Below are 22,042 nucleotides of genomic sequence, written 5' to 3' on the forward strand. Positions count from 1 at the left end.
CCATGCACCAGCCCAGCGCCGAGCCGCGTCCTTCCCTCTACTACCGCTACCGGGTCCACGCGCCCTGGCTACCCGGCGCGCACGCGCCCGAGCCGCGCCACCGCGTGGCCGTCGTCGGCGCCGGCCCGGCCGGCCTGGTCACCGCGCTCAAGCTCGCGCAGCTGGGCGTGCCCAGCGTGGTGCTGAATGCAGAGCTGCAGGTGTCGCAGGGCAGTCGCGCCATCGTCTTCACGCGCCGCACCATGGAAATCCTGCACCAGCTCGGCGTGGCCGCACGCGTGCAGGAAGCGGGGCTGCCCTGGCGCTTCGGCAACTCGCACTACCGCGGGCAACGCGTGTTCCGCATGGACGCGCCGCACGGGGAGGACGAGCGCTTCTACCCCATGACCAACCTGCAGCAGCAGTACCTGGAAGAGTTCCTGCTGGACGCTTGCGCCGCGCAACCCCTCGTCGAACTGCGCTGGGGCAACCGGGTGGTGGGCGTCGAGCCGCAGCCCGACCACGTGCAGCTGCAGGTGGACACGCCCGAAGGCCCCTACCCGCTGCAGGCCGACTGGGTGGTGGCCGCCGACGGCGGCCGCTCGGGCGTGCGCAGCGCCCTGGGCCTGCAGATGGAGGGCGCCTCCTACGAGGGCCTCTTCGTCATTGCCGACCTCCGCATCGAGCTGCCCCTGCCCACCGAGCGCCTGGCCTTCTTCGACCCGGACTGGAATCCCGGCAACACCATCCTCATGCACCGCGAGCCGCAGGGCATCTGGCGGGTGGACTACCAGCTTCCCGCCGGCGAGACGCCCGAGGAGGCGCTGCGCCCCGAGTCGCTCAGGCAGCGCATCGACGCGCAGCTCGCCATGATCGGCCACGCCGGAACGCCCTGGGAAATGGACTGGTGCTCGGTCTACTCGGCGCGCACGCTCACGCTGCCCGACTACGTGCACCGCCGCGTGCTCTTCGCCGGCGACGCCGCGCACCTGCTGCCGATCTTCGGCGTGCGCGGCGCCAACACCGCCTTCCAGGACGCGCAGTCGCTGGGCTGGCACCTGGCCCTGGTGGTGCGCGGCCTCGCGGGCGAGCGGCTGCTGGCCAACTACAGCGCCGAACGCGTGGGCGCCGCGCGCGAGATCATCGAGGAGGCCGGCAAGAGCACGCGCTTCATGACGCCGCCCACGCGCGGCTTCCGGCTGCTGCGCAACGCCGTGCTCTCGCTGTCGCTCAGCGAGGAGTTCGTGCGGCCCCTCTACCACTGGCGCACCTCGCGGCCGCACGAGTACTCGCAGTCGGCCCTCAATGACCCGGGTGACGACAACACGCTGTTCCCCACCGGCCCGGGCCACGGGGCACCGCCGCGCGACGTGAAGCTCGGCCCCGATGAGCACCTGCTGGACCACCTGGGCACGGGCTTCACGCTGCTGGTCGCGGGCGCGGCGGCCTTGACCGCGCCCATCCTCGACGCGCTGGCGTCCGCCCGCGCGACGGGCATGCCGCTCACCGTGATCGCGGTGGGTGCATCCTCGCCAGTGGAGGGTGCCGACCTCGCCCTGCCCGACGCCGACGGACGCGTGCGACGCCTCTACGGGATGGAGACCGCCGGCGCCGCCTACCTGCTGCGACCCGACCAGCATGTCTGCGCGCGCTGGATCTCGCTCGACGCCACGCGCCTGGCGGCGGCCCTGCGCCACGTCGTGGCCCCGAAGGAGACGACATGACACGCCCCTCACTTTCCCAGGCGGACCTGGAGCAGGTCTACGATCGCCTGGCCGAGGCCATCGACCAGGCCGGCGCTGAACGCAGCGAGCTGTTCCTGGTCAAGCTGGCCCTGCTGAACGCACAGGCGCTGGGCGATGCCCGGCAGTTCGCGGCTCACCTCGAGGCCGCCTTGCGCGACCTCTGAACACCCAGGAGACTTGACCATGCACGCACTCAACGAAACCCACGATCCCCAGCTGCGCAGCTGGGTCGCCGCCGCCAACGCGCCCGACGCCGATTTCCCGATCCAGAACCTGCCGCTGGCGGTGTTCCGCCGTCGCGGCTCGAACGAGCCCTGGCGCGGCGGCGTGGCCATCGGCGACCGCATCGTGGACCTGGCCGCCGCGGACCGCGCGCAGGTCTTCGATGGTGCGGCCGGCGAGGCCGTGCGCGCCGGCGCGCAGGACTCGCTGAACGCCCTCATGGCGCTTGGCGCCCCGGCCAGCAGCGCCTTGCGCCTGGCGCTCTCGCGCGCCCTGCGCGACGGCGCGGCGCAGCGCGGCGCGCTGGAGCCCTGCCTGGTGCCGCAGTCCGAGGCCGAGTACGCGCTGCCCGCGCGCATCGGCGACTACACGGACTTCTACACCTCGGTCCACCACGCCACCAACATCGGCCGCCAGTTCCGGCCCGACAACCCGCTGCTGCCCAATTACAAGTGGGTGCCCATCGGCTACCACGGCCGCGCGTCCAGCGTCATGGCCTCGCCGCACAGCTTCCGCCGCCCGCAAGGCCAGTCCATGGCGCCGGGCGCCACGCAGCCGCAGCTGGGCCCGAGCAAGCGCCTGGACATCGAGCTGGAGCTGGGCATCTTCATCGGCGCCGGCAACGCGGCGGGCGAGCCCATCGCCATCACCGAGGCCGAGGAGCACGTCTTCGGCATCTGCCTGCTCAACGACTGGTCGGCCCGCGACATCCAGGCCTGGGAATACCAGCCCCTGGGCCCCTTCCTGTCCAAGAACTTCGCCACCACCATCTCGCCCTGGATCGTGACGCTGGAGGCCCTCGCGCCCTACCGCATGCCGCTGGATCGCCCGGCCGGCGACCCGCAGCCCCTGCCCTACCTGGACACGCCGGCCAATCGCGAGTCCGGCGCCTTCGACATCCAGCTGCAGGTGGAGCTGCAGACCCCGCGCATGCGCGAGACCGGCCAGCCCGGCGCGCAACTGTGCCGCACCAGCTACCGCCACGCCTACTGGACCGTGGCGCAGATGGTCACGCACCACACCGTCAATGGGTGCAACCTGCAACCGGGCGACCTGTTCGGCTCCGGCACGCTGTCGGGTCCCACGCCGGGCGAGGCTGGTGCGTTGGCCGAGCTGACCGAAGGCGGCAAGAAGCCGGTGCAGCTGCCCGGCGGTGAAACCCGCAGCTTCCTGGAAGACGGGGACACCGTGGTGCTGCGCGGCTGGTGCGAGAAGCCCGGTGCGGCGCGCATCGGCTTCGGCGAGTGCGTGGGAACGGTGCTGCCGGCCAGGACCTGAAGGGGGAGCATGGTGCGGGACAATCCGCGCCGGTGTCCGACTCCCTCCTGAGCTATCGCCCTTTCGTCCAGCTGCTCGCGGCGCGCGTGCTCGCGGGCGCCGCCACGCAGATGACCATGGTGGCGGCGGCCTGGCAGATGTACCAGCTCACCGGCAGCGCGCTGGACCTCGGGCTGGTGGGCCTGCTGCAGTTCCTGCCCGTGCTGGTCTTCACGCTCCCGGCCGGGCACGTGGCCGACCGCTACCACCGGGCGCGCGTCATCGCCGCGGCGCAGTCCCTGCTGCTCGCCGCTGCCGCGGTGCTGTTGGCGGCCAGTGCCGGCGGCGCGCTGTCGCGCGAGCTGCTGTTCGGCGTGTCCGTGCTGCTGGGGACGGCGCGCACCTTCCAGGCCCCGGCGCAGCAGTCCATGGTGCCGAGCCTGGTGCCGCCTTCCCTGCTCGCGCGTGCCATGGCCATGAGCTCGGGCGGCAACCAGGTCGCGGTGATCGGCGGGCCGGCCCTGGCCGGGCTGCTGTTTCTCGGCAGCGGAACGGCCGTGTACGCGCTGGCGGCGCTGATGCTGCTGGGCGCGATGGTCGCGGTGCTGCGGCTGCAGGACCGCCGCGTGGTCTCGACCGACCCGCCGACGCTGCACGCCATGCTGGCCGGCGTGCGTTTCGTGTGGCAACGCAAGACGCTGCTGGGCGCCGTGTCGCTGGACCTCATGGCCGTGCTGTTCGGCGGCGCCACCGCGCTGCTGCCCATCTTCGCGCAGGACGTGCTGCACGTCGGGCCCGCGGGCCTGGGCGCGCTGCGTTCGGCGCCGGCCGTGGGCGCGCTGCTCGTCTCGCTGGCACTCGCGCGTTTTCCGATCCGCGTGCGCGTGGGGCGCTGGCTGCTGCTGTCGGTCGCGGCCTATGGCGTGTGCATGCTGGTCTTCGGCCTGTCGACCACGTTCTGGCTCTCCCTGCTCGCACTGGCCCTCTCGGGCGGCTTCGACATGGTGAGCGTGGTGGTCCGCCAGACCCTGGTGCAGATGGACACGCCCGATGCCATGCGCGGACGCGTGGGCGCGGTCAACTCCATGTTCATCGGCGCCAGCAACCAGCTCGGCGAATTCGAGTCCGGCGTGACGGCGGCCCTGCTGGGCGCGGTCGGCTCGGTGGTGCTCGGCGGCGTGGCGACGCTGGCCATCGTGGCCGCCTGGAGCCGGCTGTTTCCCGGCCTGGCGCAGCGGCAGCGCTTCGAGGAGGGGGGCTGAAGGCAGGGGCGGCGGCCTTGCGCCGGCAGCCCTCGGGCGATGGATTTACCATCCCGGTTTCCCCCGAGTCCCTCCGAGCGAGACAACGCATGACCTACCCCAACACCCAGCTCTTCATCGATGGCCAGTGGCAGGACCCCGCCGAGGGTCGCAGCCTGCCCGTGTTCAACCCCGCCACCGGCCAGGAGATCGGCCGCGTCGCGCATGCCACCAAGGTGGACCTGGACAAGGCCCTGGCTGCCGCGCAGAAGGGCTTCGAGACCTGGCGCGACATGACCGCCGCCGAGCGCAGCAAGATCATGCGCAAGGCCGCCGGCTTCATGCGCGAGCGGGCCGAGGCCATCGGCCGCCTCATCACGCAGGAGCAGGGCAAGCCGCTGGTCGAAGCCAAGGGCGAGGCCCTGGCAGCGGCCGACATCATCGAGTGGTTTGCCGAAGAGGGTTTCCGCGTGTACGGGCGCATCGTGCCCTCGCGCCACAACATCGCCATCCGCCAGATGGTGCTGAAGGACCCCGTGGGCCCGGTGGCCGCCTTCACGCCCTGGAACTTCCCCATCAACCAGGTGGTGCGCAAGGTCGGCGCCGCGCTGGCGGCGGGCTGCTCCATGCTGGTGAAGGCGCCGGAGGAGACGCCGGCCGGTCCGGCCGCGCTGATCCAGGCCTTCGCCGACGCCGGCATTCCGCCCGGCGTGCTGGGCCTGGTGTATGGCAACCCGGCGGAGATCTCCAGCTACCTCATTCCGCACCCCACCATCCGCAAGATCACCTTCACCGGCTCCACGCCAGTGGGCAAGCAGCTGGCAGCCATGGCCGGCCAGCACATGAAGCGCGTGACCATGGAGCTGGGCGGCCATGCGCCGGTGATCGTCTGCGAGGACGCCGACATCGCCCTGGCGGTGAAATCCGCCGGCGCGGCCAAGTTCCGCAATGCCGGCCAGGTCTGCATTTCCCCCACGCGCTTCCTGGTGCACGAGAGCGTGCGCGACGAGTTCGCGCAGGCGCTGGCCCAGCATGCGCAGGGCCTGAAGGTGGGCGACGGCCTGGCCGAGGGCACGCAGATGGGGCCGCTGGCCAACCCGCGCCGCCTCACGGCGATGGCCGAGTTCACGCAGGACGCGGTGGAGCGTGGCGCCAAGGTGCTGGCCGGCGGTGAGCGCATCGGCAAGGACGGCAACTTCTGGCAGCCCACCATCCTGCAGGACGTGCCGCTGGAGGCGCGCATCTTCAACGACGAGCCCTTCGGCCCCCTGGCCGCCATCCGCAGCTTCAGCCGGCTGGAAGACGCCATCGCCGAATCCAACCGCCTGCCCTACGGCCTGGCCGGCTACGCCTTCACCCGCTCGCTCAAGAACGCCGACCTGCTGTCGCGCCGGGTGGAAGTGGGCATGCTGTGGATCAACATGCCGGCCCTGCCCTCGGCCGAGATGCCCTTCGGTGGCGTCAAGGATTCCGGCTACGGCTCCGAAGGCGGGCCGGAGGCGCTGGAGGCCTACCTCAACGCGCGTGCCGTCTCCGTCATGAACGTCTGACGGCCTCTCCTTCCCCCTCTGGGGGAAGGCCGGGATGGGGGCCACGCCCGAAGTGGCGTTGTCGACGCGCCAGCCCCCGCCCCAGCCCTCCCCCAGCGGGGGAGGGGGTGTTCATCCGAGCACGAGCTTCGCCGCCCAGGCGTACAGCGGAATCCCCAGCAGCAGGTTCAGCGGGAAGGTGATTCCCAGCGACAGCCCGAAGTACAGCGAAGGGTTGGCTTCCGGCACCGCCTGGCGCAGCACGGCCGGCACCACGATGTACGAGGCGCTGGCCGACAGCACCATGAGGATGGCCGCGTCGCCGGCCGGCATGCCCAGCAGCGTGGCCAGCGCGAGCGCCAGCGCCGCATGCACCAGCGGGCCACCGATGGCATAGGCCACCAGCACCGGCGAGCTCTGGCGCGCGGTGGAGAAGTTGCGCGCCACGAGCAGGCCCATGTCCAGCAGGAAGAAGGCCAGCATGCCCTTGAACAGGTCGCCGGAGAAGGGCTGCATCACGGCCTTGCCGGCGTCCCCGCTCAGCCAGCCGATGGCCATGGCGCCCAGCAGGAGCAGTTGGGCGCCGTCGGTGAAGGACTCGTGCAGGATCTTGCCCAGTGGCGTGCGCGAGCCGCCCCCGCCGACCAGCGCCGCCGTGCCGCCACCGGCGACCACCAGCGCGGGTGCGGCCTGGCGCTGGCGCAGCGAGTTCGCCAGCAGCACGGCCATGATGATGGCCGGCGACTCCATCAGCACCATGGCCGCCGTCATGTGACCGCCCGGCGCCATGCCCTGCGCCTCCAGCACCTGCATGGCCGTCACGAAGGTCACCGCGCTCACCGAACCGTAGGACGCCGCCACCGCGGCCGCGTCGAAGGGAGCGACGTGGCGGCGCAGGAAGGCGTAGCCCAGCGCCGGAACGAGGAAGGCCATGAACACCGCCGCGGCCAGGCTCAGGGCCACGCCCGCGCTCAGCCCGGTCGCGGCCAGGGCGAAGCCGCCCTTCAGGCCCAGGGCCATGAGCAGGTAGAGCGACAGGAACTTGGCGATGGCCGGCGGGATTTCGAGGTTGGAGCGCAGCGCGCCGGCGAGGACTCCGACCAGGAAGAAGAGCAGGGCCGGATCGAGAAGGGTGGACATGATGAGTTCTCCTGCCCGGCATCGTAGGGGTTGACCCTGATTCCGTAAAATCGATTGTCAACCGTCAATCCATAGAGGATTCTCGATGAACATCACCTTTCGCCAGTTGCGCCTCTTCCTGGCCTTGGCCGAGACGGGCAGCGTGAGCGGCGCGGCCCGCGCGCTGCACGTGACCCAGCCCACCGCGTCCATGCAGCTGCGCGAGGTCACGCAGGCCCTGGGCGTGCCGCTGTACGAGGTGATCGCCCGCCGCGTGCACCTGACCGAGGCGGGACGCGAGCTGGCCCGCACGGCGCGCGCCATCGCGGGCGAGTGGGACGCGCTGGAGCAGCGCATCGACGGCCTCAAGGGGCTCACGCGCGGGCGGCTGCGAGTGGCCCTGGTGAGCACGGCCAAGTACTTCGTGCCGCGGCTGCTGGGGAGCTTCTGCAGCCAGCACCCGGGCATCGACATTTCCATGGAGGTGCTGAACCGCGATGGCGTGGTCGCGCGGCTGCGGGACAACCTGGACGACCTGTACGTGATGTCGCAGCCGCCCGCGGACATGGAGCTGGCCGACCAGGTGTTCATGCCCAACCCGCTCGTGCTGATCGCCGCGGCGGACCACCGGTTCGCGCGGCGCAAGCGGCTCCAGCTGGCAGACCTGGCCGCCGAGCGCTTCATCCTGCGCGAGCCGGGCTCGGGAACGCGCATGACCACCGACACCGCCTTCGCGCGCCTGCGCTTCCGGCCCGACCGGCGCCTGGAGCTGGGCAGCAACGAGGCGATCCGCGAGGCCGTGGCCGGTGGCCTGGGCGTGGCGGTGCTGTCGGTCCACGCATTGCCCGAAGCGGGCGCCGGGAGCGCCGGCGTGCAGGTGCTGGACGTGCGGGGCTTTCCGCTGCCATCGAGCTGGCACATGGTGCATCCGCGCGGCAAGCAGCTGTCGCCCATCGCGCAGGTGTTCCAGGCCCACCTGCTGGAGGCGGGGAAGCGGGCGCCGGCCGGTCGGGCCCTTGTCGGCGGTCACTGACAGGCACGAGCGGTCCGCACCGAAAGCCGGACCGCCCGGCCCAGGTCAGCATGGGCCATGGCGGCCGCGTCGCCGCGCAAGGAGTACGAGCATGTGTCCTGACGACACCACCCCGGATCCCCGCACCATGACCCGCTCGGGCGACGAGCCCGAATTCGTGCAGCCCCGCTCCGATGTCCATCCGGATGCCCCCCACAAGCCCGCCCCGCCGCGCCCGGGCGCGCGCGAGATGGCGCAGCGCCCCGGCCTGCCGGAGCATCCGGAGCACACGGCCGCCGATGTCGAGGACGAGGAAGCCGACCCCGTGGGCGGTGACAAGCCCTCGCTGGGTGACCGCTTCAAGTCGGATTCGGAGCTGCAGCGTGGTTGACATCGTCCTCTCGCCCTCGGACGTTCCGACGCCGGAGCCGGTGCCGCCGCACACCGACCAGCCGATCACGCCGAACCAGCCGCCCGCACCCTCGCCCCCGCCCGAGGTGCCCCCCAGCGAAGGCACGCCGCCCCCGCCGCCGGTCAAGTTGCCGGGGCAGCCGGGGGCGCCGGAGAGAGTAGGGAGTTGAATCAGGGCTCGAAGAGGGCGCAAGAGGCATGAAGCGGAAGCCTCAACTCCGTTCGCGCCCCAACCGTTCGGGCTGAGCTTGTCGAAGCCCATCGCGCGAGACTCATCACGCGAGCCCTTCGACAGGCTCAGGGCGAACGGATGTGTTCGCTCGGGAATGTCACTCCGTGGGGCCTCGGCCGCGGTAAATGAACGCAAGCGAACCAGCGCTCCGAAGCGTGTGCGTTCCCCGGGCCTTCTAGGCCCGCCATCAGTCCCTCGTCACCCGCAGCAGCTCCTCGCGTGAGGTGATGCCCTCGCGAACCAGGCGCTCGCCGTCGTCGCGCATGAGCGTCATGCCGGCGGCGAGGGCCGCTTCGCGGATCTCCGCTTCGGCCGCGTGGCGGTGGATCTGGTCGCGGATCTGCTCGTCGGCGATCATCAGCTCGAACACGCCCGTTCGCCCCTGGTAGCCGGTCTGGCCGCAGGCGCTGCAGCCCTTGCCGCCGCACTGCGCACAGAGCTTGCGCACCAGGCGCTGCGCCAGCACGCCCAGCAGGGAGGAGCTGAGGAGGAAGGGCTCGATGCCCATGTCGGTCAGGCGCGTGACGGCGCTCACCGCGTCGTTGGTGTGCAGCGTGGCCAGCACCAGGTGGCCGGTGAGCGAGGCCTGGATGGCGATCTGCGCGGTCTCGTGGTCGCGGATCTCGCCGATCATGATGACGTCCGGGTCCTGGCGCAGGATGGCGCGCAGCGCCTTGGCGAAGTCCAGGTCGATCTTGGCGTTGACCTGCGTCTGGCCGATGCCCGAGAGCTCGTACTCGATCGGGTCCTCCACCGTCATGATGTTGCTGCTGTTGGCATCCAGCCGGGACAGCGCCGCATAGAGCGTGGTGGTCTTGCCCGAGCCGGTCGGGCCGGTGACCAGGATGATGCCGTGCGGCTGGGTGATGAGGCCCAGGAAGCGCCGCAGCGTGTCGCCGGTCATGCCCACGCTCTCCAGGCTCAGCTTGCTTTCCGTCTTGTCCAGCAGGCGCAGCACGGCGCGCTCGCCATGGGCGCTGGGCAAGGTGGACACGCGCACGTCCACCGCGCGCGTGCCGATGCGAAGGCTGATGCGCCCGTCCTGCGGCAGGCGTTTCTCGGAGATGTCCAGGTCGGACATGATCTTCAAGCGCGAGATCAGGGCCGCATGCAGGGCGCGATTGGGCTGCACCACTTCGCGCAGCGTGCCGTCGACCCGGAAGCGCACCGAGGAGTGGCGCTCGTAGGGCTCGATGTGGATGTCGCTCGCGCCGTCCCGCGCCGCCTGCGTGAGCAGGGCGTTGAGCATGCGGATGATGGGCGCGTCGTCGCTGGTCTCCAACAGGTCTTCCACCGCGGGCAGCTCCTGCATCATGCGCGAGAGGTCGGCGTCGTTCTCGACCTCGCTGACCACCAGCGCCGCGCTCGACTCGCCCTGCGAGTAGGCGGCGCTGATGCGCTGGGCCAGTGCCTGCGCGTCCAGCTGCTGCAGCGCGCGCACGCGGAACTTGCGCATCACCTCGCCCCAGGCGCTGCCGGAGGGCGGCCCGGCATGCCAGAGGGTCAGCTGGTCGCCGTCGTCCTCCAGCAGCAGCTGGCTGCTGCGGGCGAAGGCATAGGGAAGCGGGTAACGGGGCATGGGTCTTTCAGGGGGCGATCTGCACGGGCGCCGGGCCTGTGCTCGCCGGTGGCAGCGGCTGCACCGGCACGGCCGGCACCAGCACCGGCACCGGCGCAGGGACGGCAGGCTGGGCTGGAGCGCCGGGCGTCGAGGAAGTTCCCGGCGCGGGCACGACGGGAACCACCGGGACGACGGGAACGACCGGCACCACGGCCGGGGTCGAGACGGCCGGCGTCACCCCGCGGCCGACCGGGACCTCGCCGGACGAAGGCGGCAGCGCCGGCGTGGGCACCGAGGGCGCCGAGGGCGTGGCGGGAATGAAGGGCCCGGCCGGCGTGCCGGGCGGCATCGGGATGGCCGGCGGCATGACCGGCGAGGCGTTGATCGGCACCACTGCGCTGGGCGCGGGCTGCGCGGCCTGCTGGTTCATGCGCATGAGCTCGTAGCGGTCCAGCGAAATGCTGGTGGTGGTGCTGTTGTCGCGAAGCACCACGGGGCGCAGGAAGACCATGAGGTTGGTCTTGCGGCGGCTGCGCGCCTCGCTCTTGAAGAGGCGGCCGAAGACCGGCACGTCGCCCACGCCCGGCACCTTCTGCTCGTTGCCGGAATATTCGTCCTGCAGCAGGCCGCCGAGCACGACGATGCCGCCGTCGTCCACCACCACGTTCGACTCGATGGAGCGCTTGTTGGTGATGAGGCCGGTGGCGGAGTTGATGGAGCCGGGCTGGACGCTGGAGACCTCCTGGTAGATCTGCATCTTCACCGTGCCGTTCTCGCTGATCTGCGGCCGCACGCGCAGGGTCAGGCCCACGTCCTTGCGCTCGATGGTCTGGAAGGGGTTCACGGTGCCGCCGGTGCCGGTGTTGGCGTTGGTGAACTGGCCGGTGACGAAGGGGACGTTCTGGCCGATGACGATGCGCGCTTCCTCGTTGTCCAGCGTCAGCAGGTTGGGCGTCGACAGCACGTTGCCTTCGGCGTTCGTCTCCAGGAACCGGGCCAGCGCCGCGAGCACGTAGCGGCCGTCGATGTTGCGGATGATGCCCAGGTTGATGCCCGCCGAAGGCAGGGTGTTTCCGGCCGCCGCGCCGGCCTGCAGGCCGATGATGTTGGCGCCGCCGACGCTGAAGTTGGTGCCGGCCACGCCGAACACGTTGTTGTTCACGTTGCCGAAGATGTTCTGCCACTGGATGCCGAATTCCGCAGCCTTGTCCGCGTTCACTTCGGCGATGAGGCTCTCCACGTAGACCTGCGCACGGCGCTGGTCGAGCTGGTCGATGACCGCGCGCAGCTGGCGGTACACCGGTTCGGGGGCGGTGATGATCAGCGCGTTGCTGGCCGGGTCGGCCTGGATCTGGCCGCCGGTGGCCGGCTGTGCGATGGGTTGCAGCGCGCCCAGCGCCGGCGTGGCCCCAGCCGCGCCGACGCCGCCAGCGACGCCGCCGGCGAAGTTCTGCGCGGGTGGTGCCACCGGCCCCGCGCCCGGCGCCGTTCCCACGGCGCCGGTGTTGGCCGTGGCCGCGGGGATGCCCGCCAGCGCCGCCCGAAGAATGACCGCCAGCCGCGTGGCCTCGGCGTTGCGCAGGTAGACCACGTGGATGTTGCCGCTGGCCTGGTCGCTCACCGGCTGGTCCAGCCGCTCGACGATGTTGCGCACCAGGTTCATGCGCGCCGGGTTGGCCGCGCGCACGATCAGGGAATTGCTGCGCGGCTCCGGGACCACCACCGTCGCGGCGCCGGCGGCGCCGCCCGCGGCAGGTGGCTGGCCGGGTGCGGCGGCGGCGCCGGCGCCGGCTTCCAGCAGGCGCTGCACCACCGGGGCCAGGTCGCTGGGCAGGGCGTGCTTGAGCGGGATGACTTCCACGTTGGTGCCGCTGGGCACGTCCAGCGCCGAGACGATGCGGGCGATGCGCTGCAGGTTGTCCGCGTAGTCGGTGATGACCAGGGAGTTGGTCCCCGGGTTCACGTTGATGGTGTTGTTGGGGCTGATCAGGGGCCGCAGCACCGGCACCAGGTTGCTGGCCGGCTCGTAGTTGAGGCGGAAGATCTGCGTGACGATCTGGTTGCCCGCCGGCGGCTCGTCCACCGACACGGGCGCCGCCTGCAGCTTGGCGTCGGCCTCGGGCACCACCTTGAGCAGGCCCGCCGAATCGACCACGGTGAAGCCCGACAGCCGCAGGGCCGCCAGGAACTGGTTCCAGGCGCGCTGCGGGCTGACCGGCTGCTCGGTGGACAGCGACATGGTGCCGCGCACGCGCGGGTCCACCACGATGTTGCGATTGAGGATGGCCGCCATGGTGCGCGCCACCGCCTCGATCTCGGCGTTGGTGAAATTGAGCGTCACCGGTTCGGGCGCCGCCTGGCGCCGCGTCTGGGCGTCGGCCGGGACCGTGGTTCCGGCGAGAACGCCCGCCACGGCGACAAAGACGAGGGCAGTGCGGAAGGACGACATGACTTCAACCTATGGTGATGACGGACCGCGCGCCGTTGCGCCGGCCGATGATGTTGAGAAGGTTGGCGAGCGCCGCCTCGCGCTCCGGCGCGGCGCTCGCCTCGCCCGTGAAGCGCAGGCGCGAGCCCACCCACTGGCCGCTGCCGGTGAGTTGCAGCGGGCTTTCCGGCAAGGTGTTCAGGTGCAGCGAGGGCGTGGGCCCGCCGCTGACGGTGATGCGATAGCTGCCCATGGGGCGCAGCGTGGTCAGGCGCGAGGCCAGGCCCAGGGCGTCCAGGTGTGCCTGCCCGGCCAGCTGCGTGCGTCCGCGCGTCCATTCGAGCCGCAGGCCCTGCGTGCTCAGACGCAGGTCGCCTTCGAGCTGCAGCGTGTTCCAGGGCGTGCCCAGGCCCGCCAGCAGGCCGGCCGGCCAGCGTGAGGGCAGGCCGTCCCGCACCGCGAGGGCGAAGCCGCCCCAGCGCGGCTGCACGCCCACGACGAGCGGCTCGTCGGTGCAGCACGGGGAGCTCAGTTCCAGCTGCGCGCCGCCGGGCGCGGGCCGCAGCGTCCAGTGCAGGCGCGAAGGCAGGCTTGCCGCGTCGCGGCTTCCGGCGCCGCCCGTGAGCACCAGCCGGCCGGAGCCGTTCCAGACGGTGCCGCGCGGGTTCTCCAGCAGGAACTGGCCGCCGGTGGCGCGGGCCAGCGCGTCGGCCATCCAGCGCGCCGGTGCGAAGAGGACCAGGGCGACGACGAGGCCGCAGAGGGCGCCCACGAAGGCCCAGGCCCAGGGGGCGGGCGGCGTGGGCACGGCGGCGGCGAGGGGGCGGGCCATGGTGGCAGCGTCCTCAGCGCGGCGGCAGGCTCACCACCAGCGTGCCGTCCCAGGCGCCGGCGGCATTGCGGGTCAGGCGGGCCTCGGCCGGGAGGGCGCGGGCGTTGACGCGCGCCTGCGTGAACCACTGGGCCAGGGCACCGGCGGGCGTGCCGCTCAAGGTCAGCGTGGCGCGGTCGCCGGCCACCACCAGGCGGGCGGTGTTCCCGAGCTGGTCGCGCGTGGCCGCCTCGAGCGCCCGCACCGACTCCTCGTGGCCCTGGCGCGGCTCCGACTTGAGCTGCTCGGCCTGGGCCTGCAGTCCGCGCATGCGCAGGAGCTGCGCGTCCAGCGCCTGGTGGCGTGCCGCGGCGCTGCCGAGCGTGGCCAGCGCCGGGCCGATGGCCAGCCACCAGAGCAAGGCGGCGCCGACCACGGCGAGCGCGATGGCGACCAGGCGCCGCTCGCGCGGGGCCAGGCCGCTCCATCGCTGGCGCAGGGGCCCGAAGGCCGCGGTGCTGCGGGCGTTCACGAGCTGGCCTCCGGCGACAGCACCAGCAGCTCGCCTTGCATGCGGGCGGCGATGCCCTGGCGCTTCAGCTCGGGTTGGGCCGCCTGCAGTTGCGCCGGGCTCCAGCCCAGGCCGCGCACGCGCAGCTCGCTGCCGGTGAACTCGAGGCCGCTGATGCTGCGGTCGCCCGCGACCCGCGCCAGGGCGGTCAGCAGGCTTTCCAGGTCCCCCTCGAAGCGGCCGCCGGTGGCCTGACGCAGGGCGGCGACCTCACGCTCCATCTGCACCGTGGGGTTCACGACCAAGCGCACCTGGGGAAAGGTGGTGGTGAGGGTGCTGCGCACCGCGTCCTGCTTGGCGGCCAGGGCCGCGCGTTCGCGCAAGGCCCAGGCGTTCACGCCGACGACGTTGGCCAGAACCAGCAGCGCGGCGCCCCAGCGCGCGGCGCGCCACTGGCGCGCGTGCAGGAACTCGCCAGTGAGCGTGCCGACCTTCTTAAGCGCGCGCGTGCGGCCCGAGCTGGCGAATTCGAACTGCGCGAGGTCCCAGCGCGATTGCGCGGCCTGCAGCCAGCGCTGCGGCGCGGTCTGCAGCACCACCGGGCGCTGCAGCGCCGATTCGGCCAGCGAGGCGACGGCCGGTTCGGCGAAGCAGGGCGTCTGGTCGTCCAGGCCGGGGAGCAGCGCCGCGACGCCGGCAGCCAGCGGCATCACCGTGACACCGCCCGGGCCGCTGGCGAGCAGGCGCGCCTGCTCGGGCTCGCCGGAGGCGTGCAGTGCCCCCGGCTGCGCGGGGGCCACTTCGGGGACCACGCGACTGATCGGCCGGCCGGCGGCCTCCAGGGTCTGCAGGGCCGCGCGCAGCCAGGCGCGCTGGCACACCGCTACCCAGACCGGCTGGCCGGCCCGGGCCTGCGGCTCGATGGCGAAGTGAAGGCTTTCCGGTTCGTCGAGCAGCTGGTCTTCCAGCAGGCCTTCCAGCACCGAACGAAGCCTGGACGACTGCGGCCCGATGCCCTTGGGCAGTTCCACCTGGTGCCACGACAGCGCTTCGGCGGGCGCCACCGCCACGGTCTGCGCGCCGGCGCCGGTGGTCGCGGGCAGGCGCGGCGCGCTGCTGCTCGCGTGGGCGCCGGGCGTGAGGCCGTCCGTCGAAAGCACGTAGTCGAACTCGGTGTCGGCCGATGCCGTCTCCAGCGGGAGCAGGACGTAGAGAGAACTCATGGGAGTGGACCATTGTAGGGACGCAGGCCCCGTGGCTGGGGCTGCGCGCGCGCATCAGCGCTCATCGGGCGCCGTTCGCGCCGGGGGCCAGGACCGTATGGTCGCGCTGCAGCGTCCGCACGATCAGGCCGTCGCGCTGGACCAGGGACCGCTCCTGCACGACCACGTCGTCCAGGCGCAGGCGCCCGCGGATCTCGAAGAACCGGCTCGACACGCCGACCATGCCGCTGCCCAGGGCGGTCTCGCGCTGGGCGAGCACCCGGGTGGCGTCGGCCAGGGTGCGGAAGGGCCGGGCGTCGCGGGCGGCGACCAGCTGCTGGGCCTCGGCCAGCTCGACGCCATCCAGTGCGGCATAGATCACCGGGGCGCCGGCCGTGTTGAGGTTGACGGGCGTGCGTGCCGGCAGCACCGACACATGCGGCGCCAGCGCCGCGACGGTCTGGGGCGACACGCCCAGCCAGGCGAGCTGCTCGACGCGCTGCGGCATCAGCGGCGCTGCGCTGCCGCTCTCCTCCGAGGCCAGGTCCGAGGCCTGTCGCAGGTTCTCGGCCAGCAGGTCCAGCTCCGCCGCGGGCAGCCCGAGCTGCTCGAACAGGCGCCGGAAGGCGCGCAGCCCGGTCTCGGAGAGCTTGCCGCCTTCGACCAGGTTGTTGATGTTCAGGCGCGATTGCAGGTCCACGATGTCGCCGGACAGGAACACGTTCTCGGCGTCGGTGCCGGCGGTGCCGGCGTCCCGGTCGGCGGCCAGGAAGGTGGACAGGCGCGCTTCCTCCAGCGGCACGGCCCAGGGCTCGGCCAGGTGGTCCGCCCCGCCGGCGCGCGCGTCTTCGCGCAGGATGAGCCGGGCCCAGTCCAGGGCGCCGGTGAGGATCCAGCGGGCCTGGGCGCGGGCCCGCTCGGCGGCCTCCACTTCCACGCTGCGCCACTGCTGCCACAGGCCCGCCGCCGCCAGCGTCGCCACCATGGCCACGGTGAGCATGGCCGCGAGCAGGGCGGCGCCGGCCTGGCGACGAAGACGCGCGGCGCGCGTCATGACGAGCGGCCTCCGCCCTGGCCGGGGCTGGCCCAGTCCACGCTGACCTGGCCGGCCAGGGGGTGGCCGGGCGGCAGCACCAGCACCAGGCGGATGCCGTCAGGCAACGGGGGTTGCGCCCGCGCCCCGGGCTGCGCCGCGGCGGCCGCCGCAGTGGCCGGATCGACCCGCGCGGCATCGCGCGACTGCGGGTTGGTCCAGGCGCCGCCCCGGTGGTAGTAGAGCTGCCACTCCGACAGCGGGAGCACCGGCACCTCGCGCGCCCGGTCGGCATCGCCCGCGTTCTCCGCCCAGGCGCCTGCGCGCGCCCAGGCCTCCTGCACCTCGCCGCGCGTTCGCAGCGGCGGCGACTGCCAGCGCAGCCAGGTGCCGCGGCCGTTGACGTTGCGCTGGGTCCAGGCCGTCACCCGCACGCCATCGCCGGGATCGGCCGGATTGCGCCGCGTCAGCCGGAACACGCGCCCGTCCCAGTCCAGCGCCGTGAGCTGCGGCAGCTGCACCAGGGCGTCCAGGTCGGTCTTCCACTGCGCGAGGCCCACCTGCGCGGCCAGCACCTCGTCGGCCCGCTCCTGCGTCTGCGCCTGCGTGCGCACCATCCCGTCCAGCCCGCGCCAGCTCAGGATGGCCACCAGCGACAGCACGAAGAGCGCCACCAGCAGCTCGACCAGGGTGAAGCCAGTGCTTCGGGATGGCGTCATCAATATCGCCCCACCACGGTCGAAATCCGCATGAGGGACTGGCCGGCCTGCGCCACGCGCGCATCCACCCGCAGGAAGTTCGGGTTGGGCGTGGGCGCGACCTCCAGCGTGACCGCGAAGCGCTGCCCGCCCTGCTGGCATTCGGTGGCGGTCTCGCCGATGCCCGGCATCTGGCGCGCCAGGCGCACCCGGGCGAGTTCGTTTTCCGCGCACAGCTGCGCGAGCAGCATGTCCGACTGGCGCAGGGCGTTGCGGGTGAGGGCGGCCGTGGCCTGCAGGCCGGCGACGAGCGCGATCGAGACGATGCCCAGCGCCACCAGCACCTCGACCAGCGTGAAGCCACCGCACCGGAAACGCCGCGTCATGGCGCGTCCCCGCCCGCCACCCTGAAGGGGCGCACGCCTTCGGTCACCACCCGCAGGCTCCGGCCGGGGACGGCCGTGGAGCCGAGCAGCACGGACTGCGGGCCGATGATGGGTTCGGGACCGAGGACGAGCACGGGCGACCCGCCGACCTGCACGCCCTCGGACAGCCAGGTCTCGGGGAGGCTGCCCGGCAGCGCGCCCTCGAAGCGGAAACCGGTCTCTGTCGGCCGCCACACCACCGGCCGGCCGGTGCCGCGCGACTGCGCGCGTGCCGACTCGAACAGGGCTGCCAGGCGCAGGGCCTCGCGTTCCAGCTGCGTGGCGGCGGAGTCGCGCAGCGCGAAGGAAACGCCGGCGCTGCCGATGGCGATGATCGCCACCACCACCAGCAGTTCGATCATGGTGAAGCCACGCGGGCGGCGGGCCCACCCGCCCCGGCCGGCGGGCTTACTGCCAGCTGCCGACGTCCGCATTCTTGCCCTCGCCGCCGGGCTGACCGTCGGCGCCGAGGGACATCACGTCGATTTCGCCCTGGACGCCGGGGTTGAGGTACTGGTAGGGGCGGCCCCAGGGGTCGGCGGGCAGCTTCTCCAGGTAGGGCTTCCAGTTCGCCGGGGCCGGGGCAGCCGTCGGCCGGGCCACCAGCGCCTGCAGGCCCTGCTCGCCCGTGGGGTAGCGCTGGTTGTCCAGGCGGTAGAGCTTGAGTGCCTGCATCAGGTTGTTCACGTCGGTGCGGGCGGCTGTCACGCGAGCGTCGTCGGCCCGATCGAGCACATTGGGGACGATGAGGGCGGCCAGCACGCCGATGATGACCAGCACCACCATCAGCTCGATGAGGGTGAAGCCGGCCACGCGGCGGAGTCGATTGCCGAGAGACTTCATGAGGGAGGGGGGTTGGAAACGTGGCGGTCAATCATAATCGGCGCCCATGGCGGTCTCATTGCCCGGCAGCCTCGAGCCCCGTTGGGCCGTGCGCGCCACCACTTTCCTGTTGTGGACACTGGCGTTGTTCTGTGCCGCCTATTGGGTGCTGCGCGTCGTCGGAACACCTGCCGGTGCGCCCACCGCGCCGCCGGTCGTGCGCACGCCACCGCCGGCCAGCCCCGCTGCCATCGCCAGCCTGCTCGGGGCCTCCGCGGCCCCGCAGGCGGCGGCACCGGGTGCGCCCGCACCGTCCAACCTCGCCAGCCGCTTCGTGCTCACGGGCGTCGTGGCTGACCGCGCCGGGCGCGGCGCGGCGCTCATCGCGGTGGACGGTCGTCCGCCTCGGCCCTTCCTGGTGGGCAGCCGCATCGACGAAAGCCTGGTCGTGCAGGCGGTGGACGGCCGCCAGGTCATGATCGGCCAGGAGCTCGGCGGTCCGCACCTCGTGGTGCTGGAACTTCCCTCGACGCAGAAGTAGCGGGCCGCGCGCTCAGGTGCGCAGGAAAAGCCGATACACCGGGTTCTCGGTCTCGTCCACGTAGGGGTAGCCGAGCGTGCCCAGGAAGGCCTTGAACTCGCGCTCCTCCGACCGCGGCACCTGCAGGCCGACCAGGATGCGTCCGTAGTCCGCGCCCTGGTTGCGGTAGTGGAACAGGGTGATGTTCCAGCCCGGGCGCATGTGCGAGAGGAATTTCAGCAGCGCGCCGGGTCGTTCGGGAAAGATGAAGCGCAGCAGGCGTTCGTCCTGGGCCAGGGTCGAATGCCCGCCCACCATGTGGCGGATGTGTTCCTTGGCCAGTTCGTCGTGCGTGAGGTCCAGGGCCTCGAAGCCCTGGCGCGTGAAATTGGCGGCGATGCGGGCCGACTCGCCCTTGCCATGGGTGGTCAGGCCCACGAAGACGTGGGCCACCGACGCGTCGCTGATGCGGTAGTTGAACTCGGTGACGTTGCGCAGGCCCCCGGGCAGCGTGCCGATGGTCTCGCAGAAGCGCCGGAAGCTGCCCCGCTCCTCGGGGATGGTGACGGCCAGCAGGGCCTCGCGCTCCTCGCCGACCTCGGCGCGTTCGGCCACGAAGCGCAGGCGGTCGAAGTTCATGTTCGCGCCGCACAGGATGGCGGCATAGGTCTCGCCGCGCGTCTTGTGCCGCGCCACGTACTGCTTGATGGCCGCGACGGCCATGGCCCCGGCCGGCTCCACGATGCTGCGGGTGTCGATGAAGACGTCCTTGATCGCGGCGCAGACGGCGTCGGTGTCCACGCTGATGAACTCGTCCACCAGCTGCGAGGCCAGGCGGAAGGTCTCCGAGCCCACCAGCTTCACCGCCGTGCCGTCCGAGAACAGGCCGACGTCCGGCAGGGTGACGCGCTTGTGCGCGGCCACGGACTGCATCATGGCGTCCGAGTCGTCCATCTGGACCCCGATCACCTTGATCTCGGGTCGCAGGGCCTTGATGTAGCTGCCCACCCCGGCCACCAGCCCGCCGCCGCCGATGGCCACGAACACCGCGTCCAGCGGCCCCTGGTGCTGGCGCAGCAGCTCCATGCCGATGGTGCCCTGGCCGGCGATCACGTCGGGGTCGTCGAAAGGATGGACGAAGGTCAGGCCCTGCGCCCGCTCCAGCTCCATGGCGTGGCCGTGCGCGTCGGAGTAGCTGTCGCCGTGCAGCACGACCTCGCCGCCCAGTGCCTTGACCGCATCGACCTTCACCTGCGGCGTGGTCACCGGCATCACGATGACGGCCCGCGTGCCCAGGCGGTGCGCCGACAGGGCCACGCCCTGCGCATGGTTGCCGGCCGAGGCGCAGATCACGCCCTGGCGCAGTTGCTCGGGCGAGAGTTGCGCCATCTTGTTGTAGGCACCGCGCAGCTTGAAGCTGAAGACCGGCTGCTGGTCCTCGCGCTTGAGGAGGATCTTGTTGTGCAGGCGACGGCTCAGGGCCTTCGCCGGCTCCAGGGCCGATTCGACGGCCACGTCATAGACCCGCGCCGTGAGGATTTTCTTGAGGTAGTCGGCGGGCTGGAGATGCTTTTTCATGGCCCGCGGATGATATGCGGCCGCTCATCCGGCGCGCCGCGCGGGGCCGGGCGAAAAAAAGCCCCCGGACCTTGCGATCCGGAGGCTGAATCCACCAAGAGAGGTGGAGGAGACAATCGGTGCATCCGAGGGGGTGGGCCCGGGCCCGGACCCTGTCGTGATGCTTGGACGCGAGTATAAGCGTTCTGGCTGCTGCAACGCAGCAAGCAAGTGTGCGCTACGCAACAGTTTCGCCTTCGGGCGCTTGAGGAGTAACGATCGATGGAATGCACCGTGAGCTGGACCGGCGCGGCCGGGACCCGGTCCGGCATGGGTTTCGTGGCCGAGACCGGCAGTGGCCATGTGCTGGCGATGGACGGCGCGCCCGACGAGGCCAAGCCCGAGAACGGCGGACGCAACCTGGCGCCGCGGCCCATGGAGACCCTGCTCGCGGGCACGGGGGGGTGCGCCGCCTACGACGTGGTCCTGATCCTCAAGCGAGGCCGGCACGCCGTTCGCGGCTGCTCGGTCCGGCTGGAGGGCAAGCGCGCGGACACCGACCCCAAGGTCTTCCTGTCCATCCACATGCATTTCACCGTCACCGGCAAGGCGATTCCCCCGGCCGCGGTGGAGCGGGCTGTGGCCCTGAGCCACGAGAAATACTGCTCGGCCACCGCCATGCTGGCCAAGACGGCCGACATCACCACCAGCTTCGAGGTGCTGGAGGCGTAAGTGTCCAGAAGGGACGGCCGCAGCGGGCGCCCCAACCGTTCGGGCTGAGCCTGTCGAAGCCCATCGCGCGAGAGCCACGACGCGAGCCCTTCGACACGCTCAGGGCGAACGGATGTGTTTGATCGGGCATGTTTTCAGCGCGGCTTCTGTCGCGGCGAACGGATGTGAGCGATCGCGACTGCCTTTCACCGAGGCCTTCGCCACGGTGCTTCAGACGTAGTGCGCCGTCGTGGTCATCACGCGCGCGGCCAAGCGCATCAAACCGCGAACCGGCGTGGGCAGCGGCGCCCCGCCGGCCGCGAGTGCGCTTGCCGCGTGGCTGGCTTCGTCGGCCTTCATCTGCGTGACGATGGCGCGCGAGGCGAGGTCGCCCGCCGGCAGGCGGGTGAGGTGCGAATCCAGGTGGGCTTCCACCTGCCGCTCGGTCTCCACCACGAAGCCCAGGCTCAGGCGGTCGCCGAAGCGTCCGGCCACCAGCCCGAGCCCGAAGGCGCCGGCGTACCAGAGCGGATTGAGCAGCGACGGGCGGCTCCCCAGGTCGTTCAGGCGGGCACGGGTCCAGGCCAGGTGGTCGGTCTCCTCGCGGGCGGCCGATTCGAAGTGGCGCCGCAGGGCGGCGTCGCGCGTGGCGAGGGCCTGTGCGGTGTAGAGCGCCTGGGCGCAGACCTCGCCCACGTGGTTCACCCGCATCAGGGCCGCCGACTCGCGCTGCTCGGTCGGCGTGAGCGCGGCGTCCTCGAGTTGGGCGGCAGGGTTCGGGCGGGTGGCGGGCGGGCGGGCGAACAAGGTCCGCAGGGCGCTGTCGGCGGCGGCGATGAGGCTGTCCATCCGGCGCAGTGTACGGGCCGCCGGATGGCCGGCCCGCCGGGCGGGCAGGGGAAACGGAAGAGCTTCTGTCCGCGCGGATGTTGCCGGGGGGCAACGGAACCCGCTGCAAAGGGCTAAATACTTTGCTTCGGCCGGGAGGTCTCTGGTGCAATACCCCCAGCTTCCGA

The 22,042-nt window shown here is 71.9% G+C and carries 23 protein-coding genes; 10 read left to right on the forward strand and 13 right to left on the reverse strand.

Going from position 1 to position 22,042, the window contains the following annotated elements:
* Positions 1-2: 2 nt before the first annotated feature.
* The 5 genes from EZ242_RS17360 to EZ242_RS17380 all read left to right on the forward strand — a co-directional run bounded on the left by EZ242_RS17360 (position 3) and on the right by EZ242_RS17380 (position 5,994).
* On the forward strand, positions 3-1,703 hold the full coding sequence (locus tag EZ242_RS17360) for an FAD-dependent monooxygenase (RefSeq protein WP_135286464.1): 1,701 nt from the start codon (positions 3-5) through the stop codon (positions 1,701-1,703).
* The gene (locus EZ242_RS17365) at positions 1,700-1,888 is read left to right on the forward strand and encodes a DUF2783 domain-containing protein (RefSeq protein WP_135286465.1); all 189 of its coding nucleotides are present in this window, start codon (positions 1,700-1,702) and stop codon (positions 1,886-1,888) included. The genes EZ242_RS17360 and EZ242_RS17365 overlap by 4 nt, the downstream gene beginning before the upstream one ends.
* Positions 1,889-1,907: 19 nt before the next feature.
* Complete coding sequence (gene fahA, locus EZ242_RS17370) at positions 1,908-3,224, forward strand: fumarylacetoacetase (protein WP_135286466.1); 1,317 nt, start codon at positions 1,908-1,910, stop codon at positions 3,222-3,224.
* A 32-nt stretch (positions 3,225-3,256) separates the two neighbouring features.
* Entirely contained in the window at positions 3,257-4,465 is a 1,209-nt protein-coding gene (locus EZ242_RS17375; protein WP_135286467.1) for an MFS transporter, read from the forward strand.
* A gap of 89 nt (positions 4,466-4,554) precedes the next feature.
* Positions 4,555-5,994, forward strand: coding sequence for an NAD-dependent succinate-semialdehyde dehydrogenase (locus tag EZ242_RS17380; RefSeq protein ID WP_135286468.1), 1,440 nt, complete (start codon positions 4,555-4,557; stop codon positions 5,992-5,994).
* Between the two features lie 111 nt (positions 5,995-6,105).
* Here EZ242_RS17380 and EZ242_RS17385 read toward each other — a convergent pair whose 3' ends face one another.
* Positions 6,106-7,113 carry a sodium-dependent bicarbonate transport family permease gene (locus EZ242_RS17385; protein ID WP_135286469.1) on the reverse strand — a complete coding sequence of 336 codons (1,008 nt, stop codon included), beginning with the start codon at positions 7,111-7,113 and terminating at the stop codon, positions 6,106-6,108.
* 85 nt (positions 7,114-7,198) lie between these two features.
* Between EZ242_RS17385 and EZ242_RS17390 the strand changes: the two genes are divergently transcribed.
* The 3 genes from EZ242_RS17390 (at position 7,199) to EZ242_RS17400 (ending at position 8,685) form a co-directional block, all read left to right on the forward strand.
* Positions 7,199-8,125, forward strand: a complete 927-nt coding sequence (locus tag EZ242_RS17390) for a LysR family transcriptional regulator (RefSeq protein WP_135286470.1) — start codon at positions 7,199-7,201, stop codon at positions 8,123-8,125.
* A gap of 91 nt (positions 8,126-8,216) precedes the next feature.
* Positions 8,217-8,495, forward strand: a complete 279-nt coding sequence (locus tag EZ242_RS17395; RefSeq protein ID WP_135286471.1) for a hypothetical protein — start codon at positions 8,217-8,219, stop codon at positions 8,493-8,495.
* On the forward strand, positions 8,488-8,685 hold the full coding sequence (locus tag EZ242_RS17400) for a hypothetical protein (protein WP_135286472.1): 198 nt from the start codon (positions 8,488-8,490) through the stop codon (positions 8,683-8,685). The genes EZ242_RS17395 and EZ242_RS17400 overlap by 8 nt, the downstream gene beginning before the upstream one ends.
* A gap of 249 nt (positions 8,686-8,934) precedes the next feature.
* Here EZ242_RS17400 and EZ242_RS17405 read toward each other — a convergent pair whose 3' ends face one another.
* From EZ242_RS17405 to gspG, 10 genes are all read right to left on the reverse strand, one after another.
* The gene (locus EZ242_RS17405) at positions 8,935-10,326 is read right to left on the reverse strand and encodes a GspE/PulE family protein (protein WP_135286473.1); all 1,392 of its coding nucleotides are present in this window, start codon (positions 10,324-10,326) and stop codon (positions 8,935-8,937) included.
* A 7-nt stretch (positions 10,327-10,333) separates the two neighbouring features.
* Complete coding sequence (gspD, locus tag EZ242_RS17410) at positions 10,334-12,757, reverse strand: type II secretion system secretin GspD (RefSeq protein ID WP_135286474.1); 2,424 nt, start codon at positions 12,755-12,757, stop codon at positions 10,334-10,336.
* Positions 12,758-12,761: 4 nt separating this feature from the next.
* A complete protein-coding gene (gene gspN / locus EZ242_RS17415) occupies positions 12,762-13,568 on the reverse strand; it encodes a type II secretion system protein N (RefSeq protein ID WP_135286475.1) in 807 nt (268 codons plus the stop codon).
* 13 nt (positions 13,569-13,581) lie between these two features.
* Positions 13,582-14,079, reverse strand: a complete 498-nt coding sequence (gene gspM / locus EZ242_RS17420) for a type II secretion system protein GspM (RefSeq protein WP_135286476.1) — start codon at positions 14,077-14,079, stop codon at positions 13,582-13,584.
* The gene (gene gspL, locus EZ242_RS17425; RefSeq protein WP_135286477.1) at positions 14,076-15,281 is read right to left on the reverse strand and encodes a type II secretion system protein GspL; all 1,206 of its coding nucleotides are present in this window, start codon (positions 15,279-15,281) and stop codon (positions 14,076-14,078) included. The genes gspM and gspL overlap by 4 nt, the downstream gene beginning before the upstream one ends.
* A gap of 61 nt (positions 15,282-15,342) precedes the next feature.
* Positions 15,343-16,314, reverse strand: a complete 972-nt coding sequence (gspK, locus tag EZ242_RS17430) for a type II secretion system minor pseudopilin GspK (RefSeq protein ID WP_135286478.1) — start codon at positions 16,312-16,314, stop codon at positions 15,343-15,345.
* The gene (locus EZ242_RS17435) at positions 16,311-17,012 is read right to left on the reverse strand and encodes a PulJ/GspJ family protein (RefSeq protein WP_135286479.1); all 702 of its coding nucleotides are present in this window, start codon (positions 17,010-17,012) and stop codon (positions 16,311-16,313) included. Before EZ242_RS17435 ends, gspK begins: the two co-directional genes overlap by 4 nt.
* On the reverse strand, positions 17,012-17,377 hold the full coding sequence (gene gspI / locus EZ242_RS17440; RefSeq protein WP_135286480.1) for a type II secretion system minor pseudopilin GspI: 366 nt from the start codon (positions 17,375-17,377) through the stop codon (positions 17,012-17,014). The genes EZ242_RS17435 and gspI overlap by 1 nt, the downstream gene beginning before the upstream one ends.
* A complete protein-coding gene (locus EZ242_RS17445; protein WP_135286481.1) occupies positions 17,374-17,850 on the reverse strand; it encodes a pilus assembly FimT family protein in 477 nt (158 codons plus the stop codon). The genes gspI and EZ242_RS17445 overlap by 4 nt, the downstream gene beginning before the upstream one ends.
* A complete protein-coding gene (gene gspG / locus EZ242_RS17450; protein WP_135286482.1) occupies positions 17,825-18,259 on the reverse strand; it encodes a type II secretion system major pseudopilin GspG in 435 nt (144 codons plus the stop codon). Before gspG ends, EZ242_RS17445 begins: the two co-directional genes overlap by 26 nt.
* Before the next feature lie 88 nt (positions 18,260-18,347).
* On the opposite strand from gspG, the gene EZ242_RS17455 reads away from it, so the two are divergent.
* Positions 18,348-18,779, forward strand: coding sequence for a type II secretion system protein N (locus EZ242_RS17455; protein WP_167784834.1), 432 nt, complete (start codon positions 18,348-18,350; stop codon positions 18,777-18,779).
* Between the two features lie 12 nt (positions 18,780-18,791).
* On the opposite strand, the gene ilvA is transcribed toward EZ242_RS17455, so the two are convergent.
* On the reverse strand, positions 18,792-20,336 hold the full coding sequence (ilvA, locus tag EZ242_RS17460; RefSeq protein ID WP_135286484.1) for a threonine ammonia-lyase, biosynthetic: 1,545 nt from the start codon (positions 20,334-20,336) through the stop codon (positions 18,792-18,794).
* A gap of 261 nt (positions 20,337-20,597) precedes the next feature.
* Between ilvA and EZ242_RS17465 the strand changes: the two genes are divergently transcribed.
* Positions 20,598-21,047, forward strand: a complete 450-nt coding sequence (locus tag EZ242_RS17465; RefSeq protein WP_135286485.1) for an OsmC family protein — start codon at positions 20,598-20,600, stop codon at positions 21,045-21,047.
* A gap of 210 nt (positions 21,048-21,257) precedes the next feature.
* Here EZ242_RS17465 and coq7 read toward each other — a convergent pair whose 3' ends face one another.
* Entirely contained in the window at positions 21,258-21,875 is a 618-nt protein-coding gene (gene coq7 / locus EZ242_RS17470; RefSeq protein ID WP_135286486.1) for a 2-polyprenyl-3-methyl-6-methoxy-1,4-benzoquinone monooxygenase, read from the reverse strand.
* Between the last annotated feature and the right edge of the window lie 167 nt (positions 21,876-22,042).

The organism is Ramlibacter rhizophilus, from assembly GCF_004681965.1.
GTDB classification, from domain to species: domain Bacteria; phylum Pseudomonadota; class Gammaproteobacteria; order Burkholderiales; family Burkholderiaceae_C; genus Ramlibacter; species Ramlibacter rhizophilus.

Bases quoted from the DNA above. Each gene is read 5' to 3' on its own strand.
- EZ242_RS17380 (WP_135286468.1), top strand. From the start codon at position 4,555: ATGACCTACCCCAACACCCAGCTCTTCATCGATGGCCAGTGGCAGGAC.
- EZ242_RS17445 (WP_135286481.1), bottom strand. From the start codon at position 17,850: ATGCGGACGTCGGCAGCTGGCAGTAAGCCCGCCGGCCGGGGCGGGTGG.
- EZ242_RS17390 (WP_135286470.1), top strand. From the start codon at position 7,199: ATGAACATCACCTTTCGCCAGTTGCGCCTCTTCCTGGCCTTGGCCGAG.
- coq7 (WP_135286486.1), bottom strand. From the start codon at position 21,875: ATGGACAGCCTCATCGCCGCCGCCGACAGCGCCCTGCGGACCTTGTTC.
- EZ242_RS17385 (WP_135286469.1), bottom strand. From the start codon at position 7,113: ATGTCCACCCTTCTCGATCCGGCCCTGCTCTTCTTCCTGGTCGGAGTC.
- gspN (WP_135286475.1), bottom strand. From the start codon at position 13,568: ATGGCCCGCCCCCTCGCCGCCGCCGTGCCCACGCCGCCCGCCCCCTGG.
- gspL (WP_135286477.1), bottom strand. From the start codon at position 15,281: ATGAGTTCTCTCTACGTCCTGCTCCCGCTGGAGACGGCATCGGCCGAC.
- EZ242_RS17405 (WP_135286473.1), bottom strand. From the start codon at position 10,326: ATGCCCCGTTACCCGCTTCCCTATGCCTTCGCCCGCAGCAGCCAGCTG.
- EZ242_RS17395 (WP_135286471.1), top strand. From the start codon at position 8,217: ATGTGTCCTGACGACACCACCCCGGATCCCCGCACCATGACCCGCTCG.
- EZ242_RS17435 (WP_135286479.1), bottom strand. From the start codon at position 17,012: ATGACGCCATCCCGAAGCACTGGCTTCACCCTGGTCGAGCTGCTGGTG.
- gspD (WP_135286474.1), bottom strand. From the start codon at position 12,757: ATGTCGTCCTTCCGCACTGCCCTCGTCTTTGTCGCCGTGGCGGGCGTT.
- ilvA (WP_135286484.1), bottom strand. From the start codon at position 20,336: ATGAAAAAGCATCTCCAGCCCGCCGACTACCTCAAGAAAATCCTCACG.
- gspG (WP_135286482.1), bottom strand. From the start codon at position 18,259: ATGAAGTCTCTCGGCAATCGACTCCGCCGCGTGGCCGGCTTCACCCTC.
- fahA (WP_135286466.1), top strand. From the start codon at position 1,908: ATGCACGCACTCAACGAAACCCACGATCCCCAGCTGCGCAGCTGGGTC.
- gspI (WP_135286480.1), bottom strand. From the start codon at position 17,377: ATGACGCGGCGTTTCCGGTGCGGTGGCTTCACGCTGGTCGAGGTGCTG.
- gspK (WP_135286478.1), bottom strand. From the start codon at position 16,314: ATGACGCGCGCCGCGCGTCTTCGTCGCCAGGCCGGCGCCGCCCTGCTC.
- EZ242_RS17465 (WP_135286485.1), top strand. From the start codon at position 20,598: ATGGAATGCACCGTGAGCTGGACCGGCGCGGCCGGGACCCGGTCCGGC.
- EZ242_RS17360 (WP_135286464.1), top strand. From the start codon at position 3: ATGCACCAGCCCAGCGCCGAGCCGCGTCCTTCCCTCTACTACCGCTAC.
- EZ242_RS17365 (WP_135286465.1), top strand. From the start codon at position 1,700: ATGACACGCCCCTCACTTTCCCAGGCGGACCTGGAGCAGGTCTACGAT.